Below are 15893 nucleotides of genomic sequence, written 5' to 3'. Positions count from 1 at the left end.
GCTCGGGTTTAGCCTTACTGGACACCCGAGCAGGCCACCCCGCCACACGAAGACGCCGCGACCGGGCCGGCCAGCACCGGCCCGGCCACCGGCACGACCGAATGAGGAGAGACGGCGACATGCCGAAGATGAAGACGCACAGCGGTGCGAAGAAGCGGTTCCGGCTCACCGGCACCGGCAAGGTCAAGCGCCGCCGCGCCAACCGCGCGCACTACAACGAGTGGAAGTCGTCCACGCTGACGCGCCGTCTCAAGAACGAGGTCGTCCTTTCCGACGCCGATTCCAAGAAGATCAAGAAGCTGCTCGCCAAGTAGCGCGAACTTTCCCCGGGGAGAAGAAACATGGCACGCGTGAAGCGGGCGCTCAACGCCAAGAAGAAGCGCAAGGTCGTCCTCGAGCGGGCGAGCGGTTACCGTGGCCAGCGGTCGCGGCTCTACCGCAAGGCCAAGGAGCAGATGCTCCACTCGATGACGTACGCCTACCGGGACCGCAAGGACCGTAAGGGCACGTTCCGTCGTCTCTGGATCCAGCGGATCAACGCCGCCGCCCGCCAGAACGGCATCACCTACAACCGCCTGATCCAGGGTCTGCGTCTGGCCAACATCGAGGTCGACCGCAAGATCCTCGCCGACCTCGCGGTGAACGACAGCCAGACCTTCGCCACGCTCGTCGAGGCCGCCAAGAAGGCGCTCCCGGCGAACGTGAACGCGCCGGCCGCGAGCTGAGCCGTACCGAGCTGAGCCAAGGGCCCGCCTGACGGTGGGCCCTTTGCCGTGCCCGGGACCGGTTCGCCCGAGCCGGTCGTCCGGGCCGACCGTTGTGAGAGCCGAGGGGGATGAGATGGCCGGGACCGAGCTGACCAACCTGAGGTCGCCGCGCGTGAAGGCGGCCCGCAGGCTCACCAAGCGCGCCTTCCGCGAACAGGACCGCAAGTTCCTGGCCGAGGGCCCGCAGGCGGTGCGCGAGGCGCTCAAGCTCGACGGCGTGACGCTGGAGCTGTTCACCACCGCCGAGGCCGAGCTGCGCCATCCCGAGCTCGTCACCCAGGCCACCCTCCAGGGCCTGCCGGTCCACCGGGCCAGCGGCGAGGTCATGGCCGAGCTGTCGCAGACCGTCACCCCGCAGGGGCTGCTGGCCGTCTGCCGCCACGTCCACGTGCCGCTCGGCGAGGCGCTGCCCGCCGAGCCGAAGCTGGTCGCCCTGCTCGCCCACGTACGCGACCCGGGCAACGCCGGCACCGTGATGCGGGCCGCCGACGCCGCCGGGGCCGACGCCGTGGTCTTCACCGACGCCTCCGTCGACCCGTACAACGGCAAGTGCGTGCGCGCCAGCGCCGGGAGCCTGTTCCACCTGCCGGTCGTCATCGGCGAGCCGGTGGCGGCGGCCGTGGCGCGGCTCAAGGAGCGCGGGCTGCGCGTGCTGGCGGCCGACGGCGCGGGCAAGCACACCCTCGACGACGTCGACCTGTCCGGGCCGGCCGCGTGGATCTTCGGCAACGAGGCGTGGGGGCTGCCCGACGACGTGCTCGCGCTCGCCGACGACGTGGTCCGGGTGCCCATCTACGGGCAGGCGGAAAGCCTCAACCTGGCGACCGCCGCGGCGGTCTGCCTTTACTCGTCCGCGAGGGCTCAGCGAGTGCCCTAGGCGGCGGGAAACCCGCTATTGTCGGCCTTGTAGGCGGAGGAGGCGAGGTCGTGCACGGCGCAGACACCGACGGGCGGGTGGTGGCCGCCGCGTGTTCGATCGCCATCGACGACCTGCCCGACGGGCTCATCGTGACCGACCGGTTCGGCCGTGTCCTCGCCGTCAACCGGGCCGCCGCCCGCCTCACCTCCGTGACGGCCGAGCGCGCCGTCGGCCGCGACATGAGCGAGGTCTTCCCCTTCCGCGACAACGACGGGCGCGAGTGGTGGAAGGCTCTCGACCCCGAGGGCGGCCTGCGCACCCGCAGCCGCGTCCCCGAGCGCCCGCTCCACCTGCCCGGCGGCCAGGAGCTGTACGTGGCGGCCAGGCTCGTGCGCGAGCCCGAGCGGTGCGGCGACGTCGAGCGCGTCACGATCACCCTGCGCGACGGCGGCGCCCGCGCCCGGCTGGAGCGCAGCCGCGCCGACCTGGTCTCCACCGTCGCCCACGAGCTGCGCTCCCCGCTGACCAGCGTCAAGGGCTTCACCGCCACGCTGCTCGCCAAATGGACGCGCTTCACCGACGAGCAGAAGCGCGTCATGCTGGAGACCGTCAACAACGACGCCGACCGCGTCACCCGGCTCATCACCGAGCTGCTCGACGTCTCCCGCATCGAGTCGGGCCGGCTGGAGCTGCACCGCCAGGTCGTCGACCTGCCCGCGCGGGCGCGCCGGGTCATCGCCGGCCGGGTCGCCGCGGGCGAGCAGGAGGACCGCTTCCGCCTCGTCGTCGGCGACGATCTGCCCGAGATGTGGCTCGACCAGGACAAGGTTGACCAGATCCTGGCTAACCTGGTGGAAAACGGAGTGCGTCACGGGCGCGGAACTGTGACGATCGAGATCGAGTCCGTCGAATGGGGAGTGGCCGTGTCGGTGCGCGACGAGGGCGAGGGCGTCAAGCCCGAGCTGGCTCCGCGCGTCTTCAGGCAGTTCTGGCGCGGCGGCAACAGCCGCCGGCGGGGCGGCACCGGCCTGGGCCTGTTCATCGTCAAGGGCCTGGTCGAGGCGCACGGCGGCACCATCATCGTGCAGCGCGCCCCCGAGGGCGGCGCGGAGTTCCGATTTACCATGCCCACCGGCACTCCTGACTTCGCATAAACAGGACCGGTGGGCCGGGCCACTAGACTTTTCCCGCTCAAGCCCTGGATACGGAGCTCACTCTTGTCTGACTACGACCCCGTCGAGGTCACCCCGCTGCACGCCGACGAGGTGGCGCGCATGGAGGCCGGCGCCCTGGAGGCGATCAAGGCGGCCGACACGCTCGACGCACTCAAGCAGGCCAGGCTGGCGCACGCCGGCGACCGCTCGCCCATCGCCCTGGCCAACCGCGAGATCGGCGCCCTGCCTCCGGCCGCCCGCGCCGAGGCCGGCAAGCGCGTCGGCGCCGCCCGCAGGGCCATCGGCGAGGCGCTGGCCGCCCGCCAGGCCGAGCTGGAGGCCGAACGCGACGCCCGCGTGCTCGTCGAGGAGACCGTCGACGTCACCCTGCCCTGGGACCGGCGCCCGCGCGGCGCCCGCCACCCGCTGACCACGATGCAGGAGCGCATCGCCGACACCTTCGTCGCCATGGGCTACGAGGTCGTCGAAGGCCCCGAGCTCGAAGGCGAATGGTTCAACTTCGAGGCGCTCAACATCGCCAAGGACCACCCGGCCCGCTCCGAGCACGACACGTTCTTCGTCGGCTCCGCCGACTCGGGCATGGTGCTGCGCACCCAGACCTCGCCGCTGCAGATCCGCGCGCTGCTGGAGCGCGGCGTGCCCTGCTACGCGATCGCGCCCGGCAAGACGTTCCGCACCGACGAGCTCGACGCCACCCACACCCCGGTCTTCCACCAGACCGAGGGCCTGGCCGTCGACAAGGGCCTGACGATGGCCCACCTCAAGGGCACGCTCGACCGGTTCGCCGAGGTCATGTTCGGCGAGGGCATCACGACCCGGTTCCGGCCCAACTACTTCCCGTTCACCGAGCCGTCGGCCGAGCTGGACCTGAAGTGCTTCGTGTGCCGCGGCGCCTCCGCGGTGCCCGGCAACCCGCCCTGCCGCACCTGCAAGAGCGAGGGCTGGATCGAGTGGGGCGGCTGCGGCATGGTCAACCCGCGGGTGCTCGTCGCCTGCGGCGTCGACCCGTCGGTCTACTCCGGGTTCGCCTTCGGGATGGGCATCGAGCGGACGCTGATGTTCCGCCACAACGCCGAGGACATGCGCGACATGATCGAGGGAGACGTGCGCTTCACGCTCCCGTTCGGAATGGAGATCTGATGAGGGTCCCGCTTTCCTGGCTGCGGGAGTGTGTCGATCTCCCGGCGGCGGTCACCGCGCAAGAGGTGGCCGACCAGCTCACCGCGGCAGGGCTCAAGCTGGAGTCCATCACCTCGCACGGCCATGACGTCAAGAACGTCGTCGTCGGCGAGGTGCTGGAGATCGAGGAGCTGACCGGCTTCAAGAAGCCGATCCGCCACTGCAGGGTCGAGGTCGGCGAGGCCGCGCCCCGCGAGATCGTCTGCGGCGCCACCAACTTCGCCGCCGGCGACCGCGTCCCGGTCGTGCTGCCGGGCGGCGTGCTGCCCGGCGGGTTCGAGGTCGGCGCCCGCAAGACCTACGGCCGCATGTCCGAGGGCATGATCTGCTCCGAGCGCGAGCTGGGCCTGGGCGACGACCACGGCGGCATCATGGTGCTGCCCGAGGGCACGCCCATCGGCGCCGACGTGGTCGAGCTGCTCGGCCTGCGCGACGACGTGCTGGAGCTGGAGATCACGCCCGACATCGGCTACGCGCTGTCGATCCGGGGCGTGGCCCGCGAGGTCGCCACCGCCTTCGGCGTGCCCTTCCGCGACCCCGCCGCCGTCGAGCCGCCCGCCGAGACCGAGGAGTCCTGGCCGGCGTCCATCGCCGACGAGACCGCCTGCGACCGGTTCGTGCTGCGCCGCGTCACCGGCTTCGACCCGGCCGCGCAGAGCCCGCTGTGGATGCGCGTACGCCTCACCCGCGCCGGCATGCGGCCCGTGTCGCTCGCCGTCGACATCACCAACTACCTCATGCTGGAGCTCGGCCAGCCGCTGCACGCCTTCGACGGCGCCAAGCTCACCGGCCCCGTCGTGGTGCGCCGGGCGCGCGCGGGCGAGCGGCTGGAGACGCTCGACCACGTCGTACGCGACCTCGACCCCGACGACATCCTCATCACCGACGAGTCCGGGCCGATCTCGATGGCCGGCACCATGGGCGGCCTGCAGACCGAGATCTCCGAGGGCTCGACCGACATCGTCATCGAGGCCGCGCACTTCTCCGCGACCGGCATCTCCCGCGAGTCCCGCAGGCACAACCTCGTCTCCGAGGCGTCCAAGCGGTTCGAGCGGGGCGTCGACCGCGAGCTGCCGCTCGTCGCCTCCTGGCGGGCCGTGTCGCTGCTGGCCGAGCTCGGCGGCGCCACCGTCCAGCCGGGCGTCACGCACGCCGAGGTGGACGTGACGCCCGCCCGCATCGCCATCCCGGCGAGCCACCCCGGCGACATCGCGGGCCTGCCCTACTCCAAGGAGACCGTCGTCCACCGCCTGGAGCAGGTCGGCTGCGTCGTCACCGACGGCGCCGACCCGGCGGTGCGCAGCGGCGGCGTCGACCCGACCGGCGTCGTCACCGGCGGCGAGCTGGCCGCCCGGCTGGCCGTCACCGGCGACGACATGATCACGGTGACGCCGCCGTCGTGGCGCCCCGACCTCACCGACCCCAACGACCTGGCCGAAGAGGTCATCCGGCTGGAGGGCTACGAGAAGCTGCCCTCCGTGCTGCCCAAGGCCCCGGCCGGCGCCGGGCTCACCGAAGGGCAGCGGCTGCGCAGGCGCGTCGGCCGGGCGCTCGCCGAGGCGGGCTACGTCGAGGTGCTGGCCTACCCGTTCATCAGCGCCGACGACTTCGACCGGCTCCAGCTGCCCGCCGACGACGCGCGCCGCCGGGCCATGCGGCTGTCCAACCCGCTGGCCGAGGACGAGCCGCTGATGCGCACCACGCTGCTGCCGGGGCTGCTCAAGGTCTTGGTCCGCAACGCCGGGCGCGGCTTCGCCGACGTGGCGCTGTTCGAGACCGGCGCGGTCTACCGGCCGCGCGAGGGCGCCCCCTCGGTCGCGCCGGTGCTCGGCGTCGAACGCCGCCCCACGGCCGACGAGCTCGCCTCCATCGAGGAGGCGCTGCCCGACCAGCCGATCCGGGTCGCGGCCGTGCTCGCCGGCGAGTTCGAGCGCTCCGGCTGGTGGGGCGCCGGCCGCCAGGCCTCCTGGGCCGACGCCGTCCAGGCCGCCCGCCTGATCGCGGGCGAGGCCGGGCTGGAGCTGTCGATCACCGCCGATCAGCACGAGCCGTGGCACCCGGGCCGCTGCGCCGCCCTCTACCTGGGCGACACGCTCATCGGCCACGCCGGGGAGCTGCACCCGCGCGTGGTCGAGGCCTACGGGCTGCCGCCGCGCACCGCCGCGCTGGAGCTGGAGCTGACCCGCCTGGAGGCGGCGCTGACCGGCCCCGTCGACGCCCCGGCCATCTCGTCCTACCCGATCGCCACCCAGGACGTGGCGCTCGTCGTCCCCGACTTCACCCCGGTCGCGGACGTCGAGGCCGCGCTGCGTGACGGCGCGGGCGAGCTGCTGGAGTCGGTGCGGCTGTTCGACGTCTACGCGGGCGAGCAGGTGGGCGAAGGCAACAAGTCACTCGCCTACAGCCTGCGCTTCCGCGCCCCGGACCGCACGCTGACGGTGGAGGAGACGACGGCTGCCCGCGACGCCGCCGTCGCCCTCGCCGCCGACCGCGTCGGCGCCCACCTGCGCACCTCCTGACCCCGACCCCCAGGGCCGGTACGGACTCCCGTACCGGCCCTCGCCATGCCTAGAAGGTGTCGATCTCGGTGAGGTCGAGGTCGATGTCGAAGGGGACGGTGACCTTGAGGCGGTCGTGGTAGATGCCGGTGGGCACGTAGGAGCGGGTGGGCGGGTCGAGCTCGTGGACGTAGACGACGGGCCTGCCGGAGTCGCTTTCGACGCGCCAGAAGTGCGGGATGCCGGCTTCGGCGTAAAGGACGGGTTTGCGGTCGCGGTCGCGGGTCCTGGACTCGGGGGAGACCACCTCGACGACGAGCGTGACGTCCTGGGCGTGGTAGAAGGTCTGCTCCGGGCTGGTGTCCGCCTCGGCCCTGATGACGCACACGTCGGGCTCCGGCCGCTGGTCCCGGCCGAGGACGACGCTCATCTCCCGCCGCACCCGGAGGTCACGCGGGACACTGCGGCGCAGCGAGACGACCAGGAGGTCGGTCAGGCGGGTGCGGAGGGAGGTCCGGGGGCCCGCGGGCACCAGGTGGCCGTCGATCAGCTCCGTGTGCGCGGGCAGGCCGGGGAGGTGGTCGAGGTCGTCCGCCGTGAAGCCTCGCGGCTCGGTCGTCACGGGCTAGAAGGTGTCGATCTCGGTGAGGTCGAGGTCGATGTCGAAGGGGACGGTGACCTTGAGGCGGTCGTGGTAGATGCCGGTGGGCACGTAGGAGCGGGTGGGCGGGTTGAGCTCGTGGACGTAGACGACGGGCCTGCCGGAGTCGCTTTCGACGCGCCAGAAATGGGGGATGCCGGCTTCGGCGTAGAGGGCCGGTTTGCGGGCGCGGTCGCGCTCCTCCGACTCGGGCGAGACCACCTCCGCCGCCAGCACCACGTCGGCGGCCTCGTAGAAGGTGGCGTCGGGACGGATGACGGCCCGGGGGCCGAGGACGATGAGGTCCGGCTCGGGGCGCTGCCGGGGGCCGAGCTTCACGCTCATCTCGCGGCGGACCCGGTGCCCTTCGGGAGCCGCCGCCCGCAGCCCCACGGCCAGCAAGAACAGCGCCGAGGTGTGGAAGTCTCGCTGTGGGCTCACGAAGACCAAGCTTCCGTCAATCAACTCCGTGTGCGCAGGCAGATCCGGAATGTGATCGAGGTCTTCCGCCGTGAAGCCCTGCGGTGGCGGGAACACCCAGTCGGGTAGCGAAGGTGGCGTCATCGTCAGGCTCACCGCTTCGGCCGTCATGGTTCTTACCGTAGCAAGCTACTTCGATCACTGTAGGTGAACGAGTGCCGGGCTGACGAGTGGTGAGAGAATGCGGCTCTATGAGGCAGCTGCTCGTGTTCGGTGAGAGGGACGACGCCGAAGAGGTGGCCGAGACGCTGGGGGAGTGGTTCCCGGGGCTGGGGGTGCCGCGGGTGGTGCGGGAGACCCTGGCGGGGGAGGACGACGCCGAGGACGCCCAGTGGGTCGTGGTGCTCGACGGGGCCGACGGGGTGGATCCGGTGAAGGTCGACGAGCTGGTGGAGCGCTACGACGGGTGGCGCGAGGACGCGTAGGGCGCCGGAGCGGGCGTGCTCCGGCGCCCGGCGGGCGGTGCGGGGTCAGCCGATGGGCTCGAAGGGGTTCGGGGGCTGGGCGGTCCAGCGGTGGAGCTGGGCGTGGGCGGTCTGCTTGGTCACCCCGTCCTCGACGATCTTGCCGTCCTTGACGACGTAGAAGCGGCCGTCGTCCAGCGAGGCCAGGCCGTACTGGCCGCCCGACTCCCAGCCTCGGACGCCGCTCTGCGGGTCGTGCAGGCCCTTGGGGGCGAGGGGGAGGATGGCGCCCTGCTCCGGCTGCGGCTGGCCCTCGACGGGCCCGGTGACGGGCTTGGCCGAGGCGTCGACGGTGAAGAGCGAGTAGTTGGGGAAGCCCGGCTTGGCGCCCTTGTAGGCGGCCATGAGCCAGGTGCCGCTGTGGCCGTCGAACTCCAGGTTCTGCACCCCGTACCTGGTGTTGCCGGTGCGGACGAAGTACTTGCCGGCGGGGGCGTCGGGACCGGCGGTGTGCGGGGCCGACTGGGTGAGGGGCCGCTCGTACTTGCGCCACTGGTTGACGTCGTACTGCAGCAGGACCTGGTGGTCGTTGTCGGCGCGGGTGGTGTTGGAGTAGACGCCGTAGGCGACGGTGAGCTTCTGCTTGCCGTGCCGCTTGCCGAACTCGGGCCCGAACGCGACGCCGTCGATGCCGCTGCAGCCGTAGCGGTGGTCGGGGGTGTCGGCCACGTTGCCGTCGAAGACGCCGTCGCCGTTCATGTCGGCGCTGTAGTCGGCCACGACCTCCTTGAGGTAGACGGTCTTGACCACGTCGGAGTTCTCGGCGTCCATGCCGAGGCTGGTGATGCGGTCGACGTCGAAGATCGCGATGTAGAACGCCTTGGCGTCCTTGTACTCCAGCGAGCCGTAGACGCGGCCGTCCTGCCGGTTGAGATCGAGGTCGCCCAGGTGGCCGGTGAAGCCGGTCACCGAGCCGACGGGCTTGCCGGTCAGGTCGGTCTTGACGAGGAGGTTGGTGAACGAGAAGTACATGAAGCCCTTCTTCTCGTCCACCGCGATCCCCTGGACGTGCCCCGCCTGCCAGGCCCCGCCGTACACCTCCGCCGGGAAGGACGGCCGGTCGGCCGCGTGGGCGGGGAGGGAGACGAGGGTGGAAGCCGTGAGGGCGGCGGCCAGGACGTGTGCGACCCGCATGTGTTGCCTTTCAGGATGTTCCTTGACGAACCCGGACAATAAGGCGTCGCAGAAGATCCTTACAGACTTCTAGACGGCCAGTCCATGTCCGCTGGTCAAACTCCTGGTGAGGCGGAGGTTGTGGGAGCCGTCGGCGCGGGTCAGCTCGTAGTAGAACCACCACTCGTCCCCGACGGCCAGCGCGTTGACGTAGCGGAGGGACCCGGTGGCGTACGGCGAGACAGACCAGGGACCGCCGGGCGTGAGGCTGCGCCAGGAGCGCAGGTCGGCGGAGACGGCCAGGCCGCAGCGCTCCTCGTAGTTCTCCTCGTGGGAGGCCGAGCCGTCGTAGAAGCCGAGGAAGCCGCCCTTGACGGGCACGACGCTGTTGAGCCGGGCCTGGTAGCGGTCCCAGTCGCCGCCGACCGCCAGCGCCTCGCCCTCCCAGCGGAACTCCTCGCCGCCGTCGTGGGAGACGGCCAGGCCGGTGGGGTGGGTGGTGGCGCCGACCGCGTAGACGTCGCCGCTCGCGTGGGCGTCCGCGCGCTGCCCGGCGAACGGGGCGGCGTAGCTGGCGAACAGGTACGTGACCCCGCCCCAGGTCAGCGCGTACGGGTCCTTGACCCCCTCGGTGCCGGTGGACGCGGCCGTCAGGACCGGGCGGCGGGCGGCGAGGTCGAAGCGCGCGGGGTGGGCGGCGGTCAGCCCGTCGATCCGCCAGCGGTTGTCGGCGGGATCCACGTACGAGATCAGCAGCCGGTAGCCGCCGGACGCGGTGCGCGTCAGGCAGAAGCGTTCCATGGAGGGGGTGCCGAGCTCGTCCTTGCGCACCGACCACACGTCGGTGAAGCGGACGCCGTCGTCGGAGACGGCCACGGCGCAGCGCCAGCCGCGCTCGGCGTCGGCACCCCGGGGTCGGCGCTGCCGGTAGGTGAGCCAGAACCGCTCGCCGTCGTGCAGCACGCCGGCGCTGCCGGCCCAGTAGCCGGGCTCGTCGCGTTCGGGCCGCAGGACGACGGTCGCGCCGGCGGGGTCGATCGGGGGCAGGGGCATGGGGCCTCGCAGGCGGGAACGGGCGGCCCGCGGAGGCCGCCGTGAAATTTGCTCAGGTTGCGAAATTAACCCGCCGTTCGTCACGCGCCGCAACCCTCGTTACGCGAACGTTACGGGACGTGCACGATCACCTACGGCAGTGTTTCACCTGGTGAAAGCCGAAATTTCGGCCCGTAGACCGTTTTTTCCGGGTTATTGACCAAAAAGAGCGGCGGTCGGCAGACTCTGCCCTATGCCCGGTCCACTCTCACAGTTGCGCCGCGGGCACGAGGAGCTCGTCCTCGGCCTGTTGCGCCGGCACGGCCCGCTGAGCCGCGGCGAGCTCGGCAAGCACTGCGGCCTGTCCCGCACCACCCTGTACGACATCCTGGCCGAACTCGTGGCCAGCGGCGCCGTCGTCGCCGCCACCCAGCAGGAGGCGCCGCGCGGACGCGGCCGGCCCGCCGAGACCCTCACCCTCAACCCCGACGCCGGCCAGGCCATCGGCATCGACTTCGCCCGGCGCGCCGTGCACGTCGCCGCCGTCAACGTGGCGCACGAGGTCGTCGGCTCGGCGAGTGAGCCGCACCCGGCCGGTCTGCCGTGGGAGGAGCGGGTGGAGCTCGCCGCCCGGCTGGTGCGCGGCCTGACCGGCGCCCACGGCGGCGGCGCGCTGCGGCTCGGCGCGCTCAGCGCGATCGGCGTCGGCGTCGTCGGCCCCGTGGGCGGCGGCCCGAAAACCGAGGACGGCCCCGGTGACGCTCGTGGTGACGGTCGCGGTGACGGTCGCGGTGACGGTTGCGGGGGGAACGATCCCCGGGGGCACGAACGGCTCGCCGGGCTGCTGCGCGAACGCTTCGGCGTGCCGGTGCTGGCCGACAACAACACCCGGCTGGCGGCGCTGGCCGAGTCCATCTGGGGCGCGGCCACCGGCGTCGAGGACGTGCTCTACCTGCGGCTGTCGCACGGCGTCGGCGGCGGGCTGGTGGTCGGCGGATCGCTGCACCGCGGCGCGTACGGGCTGTCGGGGGAGTTCGGCCACATCACGGTCGACCCGGCGGGCGCGCGCTGCGACTGCGGCGGGACCGGCTGCCTGGAGACCGTCGCGTCGATAAGGGCCGTGCTCGACGCCTACCGGGCGGCGGGCGGGCGCGCCGAGGACGTGCCGGAGCTGGTGAAGGCGGTGCGCGAGGGCGACGCCGTCGCGCACCGCCTGCTGCGCGACGTCGGCTCGCGCGTGGGCGCGGTGCTCGCCGCGCTGTGCAACGCGATCGGCCCCAGCGTGGTCGTCGTCGGCGGCGAGCTGGCGGAGGCCGGGGCCGCGCTGCTGGACCCGGTCGGGGAGACGCTGGGTGCGCAGATCATGCCCGTCACCCGCGACCGGGTGAGCCTGCGCAGGGCCACCCTGGGCGAGGCCGCGGGCGCGCTCGGGGCGATCGCCCTGGTCCTGCATGAATCGCCCCTGCTGTCCCGCTATCCGGCGGACGGCGACGAGGCGGAGCGGCCTCCGGCGGCGCCGGAGCGAGCGGAGGAGACCATGAACCCTGGGAGGCGGCGATGACCGCGATCTCCGCGCCGCAGCGCAAGACGGGCGGCCAAGCCGAGGGGCGCGGGCCGCGCCGCTCGATCGTGCTCAACCTGGTGGCCGTCGTCATCGGCCTGGCGATCTGGACGCTGCTGGCGTCGGTCGGCGTGCAGGGCATGCCCGGCCCGGCCGAGGTCGCCGCCCGCGCGGTCGAGCTGGTCGCCGACGGCACGCTGGCGATGGACGCGCTGGCCAGCCTGCGCCGCGTGCTGCTCGGCTTCCTGCTGGGCACGCTGCTGGCCGTGCCGGTCGGCTTCCTGATGGGCTGGTACGCCACCGCGCGCGGCCTGCTGGAGCCGTACGTCCAGTTCTTCCGCACGATCCCGCCGCTGGCGATCATCCCGCTGGCCATCGTGCTCATGGGCATCGGCGAGGTGCCCAAGGTCTTCGTGATCTTCCTGGCGTCGTTCCTGTCGAGCGTCGTGGCGACGTTCCAGGGCGTGGTGGACGTGGACAAGACGCTCATCAACGCCGCCCGGGTGCTCGGCGCCTCCGACCGGACCATCTTCCTCAAGGTCGTGGTGCCGGCCTCCACGCCGTTCATCCTGGTCGGCATGCGGGTCGGGCTCGGCTCGGCGTGGGGCACGCTGGTGGCCGCCGAGCTGATCGCCGCGCAGGAGGGGCTCGGCTTCCGGATGCAGCAGGCCCAGCTCTACTACGACCTGTCCACGATCTTCGTCGGACTGATCGCCATCGGCGTGCTCGGCCTGCTGATGGACCGGCTGCTGCTCCTGGCCGAGCGACGACTCACCGACTGGCAGGAGCGCCGATGACCACCAAGATCTCCTTCAGGGACGTCGTCAAGACCTACCCGATGCGCGAGGGAACGTTCACCGCGCTCGACCACGTCAGCCTGGACATCGCCGACCAGGAGTTCGTCACCGTCGTCGGCCCGTCGGGCTGCGGCAAGAGCACGCTGATGAGCATGGCCGCCGGGCTCGTCGAGCCGTCGGCGGGCCAGGTGCTCGTGGACGGCGAGCCGGTCGCCGGCCCCGGCCCCGACCGCGGCGTGATCTTCCAGCAGTACGCGCTGTTCCCCTGGCTGACCGTGCGCAAGAACGTCGAGTTCGGGCTGAAGCTGGCCGACCTCCCGGCGGAGGAGCGCAGGCGCCGCGCCGAGCGGGCCATCGAGCTCGTCGGCCTGTCGGACTTCGCCGACGCGCTGCCCAAGACGCTGTCCGGCGGCATGAAGCAGCGCTGCGCCATCGCCCGCGCCTACGCGGTCAACCCGAAGGTGCTGCTCATGGACGAGCCGTTCGGCGCGCTGGACGCGCTGACGCGGGTGCAGCTCCAGGACCAGCTCCTGCACACCTGGAGCCAGGACCAGCGCACGGTCATGTTCATCACCCACGACGTGGACGAGGCCGTCTACCTGGCCAGCCGGGTGATCGTCATGGCCGCCAGGCCCGGCCGGGTCCAGCGGATCATCGACGTCGGCCTGCCCTACCCGCGCACCGAGGAGATCCGCCTGTCGCCCGAGTTCGGCCGCATCCGCAACGAGGTCTGGCACTCCGTCTACCACCAAGCTCCCGCGGCCTGATCGGCCGACGAAACCCCCCGGAAAGGACGTACCCGCCATGCGTGTGCTTCGCCGCGCCCTGACGGCCGCCACAGCGGTGATCATGATGTCGTTGTCCGTGTCCGCGTGCTCCGAGGACGGCTCCACCGTCCGCTTCGGCTACATCAGCGACTACAACGGCGCCAGCCTGCTGGCCATCGCCGACAAGCAGGGCCTGTGGGAGAAGCAGGGCCTGACGCCCGAGATCAAGGTCTTCACCAACGGCCCGCTGCAGATCCAGGCGCTCGGCGCGGGCGACCTCGACTTCGGCTACATCGGCCCGGGCGCCATGTGGCTGCCCGCGTCCGGCAAGGCCAAGGTCGTGGCCGTCAACACCCTCGCCTACGCCGACCGCGTCATCGCCCGGCCCGGCATCGCGAGCATCCAGGACCTGAAGGGCAAGAAGGTCGGCGTGCCCGAGGGCACCTCCGGAGACATGGTGCTCAACCTGGCCCTGCGGAAGGCCGGCATGACCGTCGAGGACATCGAGAAGGTGCCGATGGACCCGGCCACGGTCGTCTCCGCGTTCGCCGCCGGGCAGATCGACGGCGCCGGCATCTGGTACCCGCTGATCGACACGATCAAGGCCAAGGTGCCCGGCACGGTCGAGCTGGCCAGCACCAAGGAGTTCCCGGACAACTCGTTCCCGACCGCGTTCGTCGGCGGCAACGAGGTGGCGCCTGAGCTGACCGAGAAGGTGCTCAAGGTGCTGCAGGAGGCCAACGACTGGCGCGCCGCCCACCCGGACGAGGCGATCGCCGAGGCGGCGGCCCTGCTCAAGCTCGACAAGGCCAAGGTCGCGGCCGACGCGGCGAACGTGCAGACGATGTCGACCGCCGACCTGGTCGCCAAGACCCAGGACGGCAGCGTCGGCAAGTGGCTGAACAGCCTGAGCGAGTTCTTCGTCAGCACCGGCCAGCTCCCGTCGGCCCCCGACCCGGCCACCTACTACACCGGCGATCTCTACACGAAGGCCTACAGTAAGTGAACCTGCTGTTCCTGATGACCGACCAGCACCGCGTCGACACGCTGGGCTGCTACGGCAACCCGCACGTCGCCACGCCGAATCTCGACCGGCTGGCCGAGACCGGCACGCGGTTCGACCGGTTCTACACGCCCACGGCCATCTGCACCCCGGCGCGGGCCAGCCTGCTCACCGGGCAGGCGCCGTTCCGGCACCGGCTGCTGGCCAACTACGAGCGCAACGTCGGCTACCTGGAGGACCTGCGTGACGACGCCTTCACCTTCCCGGAGGCGCTGAAGGAGCGCGGCTACCGGCTCGGGCTGATCGGCAAGTGGCACGGCGGCACCCACCGCAACGCCGCCTCGTACGGCTTCGACGGCCCCGACCTGCCCGGCTGGCACAACCCGGTCGACCACCCCGACTACCTGGCGTACCTGAAGGAGCGTGACCTGCCGCCGTACCGGATCTCCGACCTCATCCGCGGCACCACGCCCAACGGCAACCCGGGCAACCTGCTGGCGGCGCGGCTGCACCAGCCGGTGGAGGCCACGTTCGAGCACTACCTGGCGACGCGGGCGATCGAGCACCTGGACCGTTACGCGGCCACCGGGGAGCCGTTCTTCCTGGCGACCCACTTCTTCGGGCCGCACCTGCCGTACCTGCTGCCGGACGAGTACTTCGACCTGTACGACCCGGCGCTGGTCGAGCTGCCGCCCTCGATCGCCGAGACGTTCGAGGGCAAGCCGCCGGTGCAGCGCAACTACAGCGAGCACTGGACGTTCGACACGATCCCCATCGAGGTGACGCGCAAGCTGATCGCCGTCTACTGGGGGTACGTGACGCTCATCGACCAGCAGATCGGCCGCATCCTGGACAGGCTCGACGAGCTTGGCCTTTCCGACCGGACCGGGGTGTTCTTCACCGCGGACCACGGCGAGTTCACCGGGGCGCACCGGCTGCACGACAAGGGCCCGGCGATGTACGAGGACATCTACCGCATCCCCGGCATCATCCGCGTCCCGGGGGCGCCGCCGCAGGTCAGGGACGAGTTCGTCACGCTCACCGACTGCACGGCGACGATCCTCGACCTGGCCGGCTGCGACACCTCACCGGCGGTCGACAGCCGCAGCCTGGTCCCGCTGGTGCGCGGCGAGCGGCCGGAGTGGGCCCCCGAGCTGGTCGCCGAGTTCCACGGCCACCACTTCCCCTACCCGCAGCGGATGATCCGCGACGAGCGCTACAAGCTGGTGGTCAACCCCGAGTCCGTCAACGAGCTGTACGACCTCGCCGGCGACCCGCACGAGCTCAGCAACCGCTACGAGCACCCCGAGCTGCGCCCGGTCCGTCAGCGCCTCATGCGCAGGCTGTACGACCTGCTCCGGGAGCGCGGCGACAACTTCTATCACTGGATGACGCCCATGTACGACATCGGCGCCTCGGACTACGACCCGAGCCTGAGCGCCTTCGAACCAGAGAACAGTCCGGTCTAGATGATTGATTCCAAGGGGTGGAGATCAGCTGTTCGGCTGCGGACATGAAGCGAGGGCGTTCAAGATCCGTTTGTGACGACAGAACTGAA

16 protein-coding genes are annotated in these 15893 nt (G+C 71.5%); 12 read left to right on the top strand and 4 right to left on the bottom strand.

The features are described 5' to 3' along the window. The first annotated feature begins 119 nt into the window (after positions 1-119). From rpmI to AB0J53_RS38415, 6 genes are all read left to right on the top strand, one after another. Complete coding sequence (gene rpmI, locus AB0J53_RS38440) at positions 120-314, top strand: 50S ribosomal protein L35 (protein ID WP_219502200.1); 195 nt, start codon at positions 120-122, stop codon at positions 312-314. Positions 315-341: 27 nt separating this feature from the next. Then, positions 342-725 carry a 50S ribosomal protein L20 gene (gene rplT, locus AB0J53_RS38435; protein WP_049568547.1) on the top strand — a complete coding sequence of 128 codons (384 nt, stop codon included), beginning with the start codon at positions 342-344 and terminating at the stop codon, positions 723-725. A 115-nt stretch (positions 726-840) separates the two neighbouring features. Next, a complete protein-coding gene (locus tag AB0J53_RS38430; protein ID WP_219502201.1) occupies positions 841-1644 on the top strand; it encodes an RNA methyltransferase in 804 nt (267 codons plus the stop codon). Between the two features lie 50 nt (positions 1645-1694). Further along, positions 1695-2780 (top strand): ATP-binding protein, encoded by a 1086-nt coding sequence (locus tag AB0J53_RS38425; protein ID WP_308125661.1) that lies wholly within the window; start codon positions 1695-1697, stop codon positions 2778-2780. Between the two features lie 120 nt (positions 2781-2900). Next, a complete protein-coding gene (pheS, locus tag AB0J53_RS38420) occupies positions 2901-3941 on the top strand; it encodes a phenylalanine--tRNA ligase subunit alpha (protein WP_246644347.1) in 1041 nt (346 codons plus the stop codon). Then, positions 3941-6499, top strand: a complete 2559-nt coding sequence (locus AB0J53_RS38415; RefSeq protein WP_364181581.1) for a phenylalanine--tRNA ligase subunit beta — start codon at positions 3941-3943, stop codon at positions 6497-6499. The genes pheS and AB0J53_RS38415 overlap by 1 nt, the downstream gene beginning before the upstream one ends. A gap of 49 nt (positions 6500-6548) precedes the next feature. On the opposite strand, the gene AB0J53_RS38410 is transcribed toward AB0J53_RS38415, so the two are convergent. Both AB0J53_RS38410 and AB0J53_RS38405 read right to left on the bottom strand, forming a co-directional pair. After that, a complete protein-coding gene (locus tag AB0J53_RS38410) occupies positions 6549-7100 on the bottom strand; it encodes a Uma2 family endonuclease (RefSeq protein ID WP_364181578.1) in 552 nt (183 codons plus the stop codon). A 3-nt stretch (positions 7101-7103) separates the two neighbouring features. After that, positions 7104-7682, bottom strand: coding sequence for a Uma2 family endonuclease (locus AB0J53_RS38405; protein ID WP_219502284.1), 579 nt, complete (start codon positions 7680-7682; stop codon positions 7104-7106). A gap of 107 nt (positions 7683-7789) precedes the next feature. Here AB0J53_RS38405 and AB0J53_RS38400 point away from each other — a divergent pair, with 107 nt between their 5' ends. Then, positions 7790-8023, top strand: coding sequence for a hypothetical protein (locus AB0J53_RS38400; protein ID WP_219502205.1), 234 nt, complete (start codon positions 7790-7792; stop codon positions 8021-8023). 45 nt (positions 8024-8068) lie between these two features. Here the strand turns inward: AB0J53_RS38400 and AB0J53_RS38395 are convergent, their stop codons facing one another. Together AB0J53_RS38395 and AB0J53_RS38390 are read right to left on the bottom strand one after the other, a co-directional pair. Beyond that, complete coding sequence (locus AB0J53_RS38395; protein WP_219502206.1) at positions 8069-9196, bottom strand: hypothetical protein; 1128 nt, start codon at positions 9194-9196, stop codon at positions 8069-8071. Between the two features lie 69 nt (positions 9197-9265). Further along, positions 9266-10228 (bottom strand): hypothetical protein, encoded by a 963-nt coding sequence (locus AB0J53_RS38390; RefSeq protein ID WP_364181574.1) that lies wholly within the window; start codon positions 10226-10228, stop codon positions 9266-9268. A gap of 232 nt (positions 10229-10460) precedes the next feature. Here AB0J53_RS38390 and AB0J53_RS38385 point away from each other — a divergent pair, with 232 nt between their 5' ends. From AB0J53_RS38385 to AB0J53_RS38365, 5 genes are read left to right on the top strand one after another with little or no spacing between them, the layout of a single operon-like run. Next, on the top strand, positions 10461-11768 hold the full coding sequence (locus tag AB0J53_RS38385; RefSeq protein ID WP_364181571.1) for an ROK family protein: 1308 nt from the start codon (positions 10461-10463) through the stop codon (positions 11766-11768). After that, positions 11765-12565 (top strand): ABC transporter permease, encoded by an 801-nt coding sequence (locus AB0J53_RS38380; protein ID WP_364181568.1) that lies wholly within the window; start codon positions 11765-11767, stop codon positions 12563-12565. Before AB0J53_RS38385 ends, AB0J53_RS38380 begins: the two co-directional genes overlap by 4 nt. Then, entirely contained in the window at positions 12562-13332 is a 771-nt protein-coding gene (locus tag AB0J53_RS38375) for an ABC transporter ATP-binding protein (protein ID WP_364181565.1), read from the top strand. Before AB0J53_RS38380 ends, AB0J53_RS38375 begins: the two co-directional genes overlap by 4 nt. Before the next feature lie 37 nt (positions 13333-13369). After that, positions 13370-14338: an aliphatic sulfonate ABC transporter substrate-binding protein gene (locus AB0J53_RS38370; protein ID WP_219502216.1), complete on the top strand. Its 969-nt coding sequence runs from the start codon at positions 13370-13372 to the stop codon at positions 14336-14338. Then, positions 14335-15804, top strand: coding sequence for a sulfatase-like hydrolase/transferase (locus AB0J53_RS38365; protein ID WP_364181562.1), 1470 nt, complete (start codon positions 14335-14337; stop codon positions 15802-15804). Before AB0J53_RS38370 ends, AB0J53_RS38365 begins: the two co-directional genes overlap by 4 nt. Positions 15805-15893: the final 89 nt, after the last annotated feature.

The organism is Nonomuraea sp. NPDC049725, from assembly GCF_040674795.1.
GTDB classification, from domain to species: domain Bacteria; phylum Actinomycetota; class Actinomycetes; order Streptosporangiales; family Streptosporangiaceae; genus Nonomuraea; species Nonomuraea ceibae.
The sequence above is the reverse complement of the archived record's forward strand: the minus strand, read 5'-3'. Positions and strand labels throughout refer to the sequence as shown.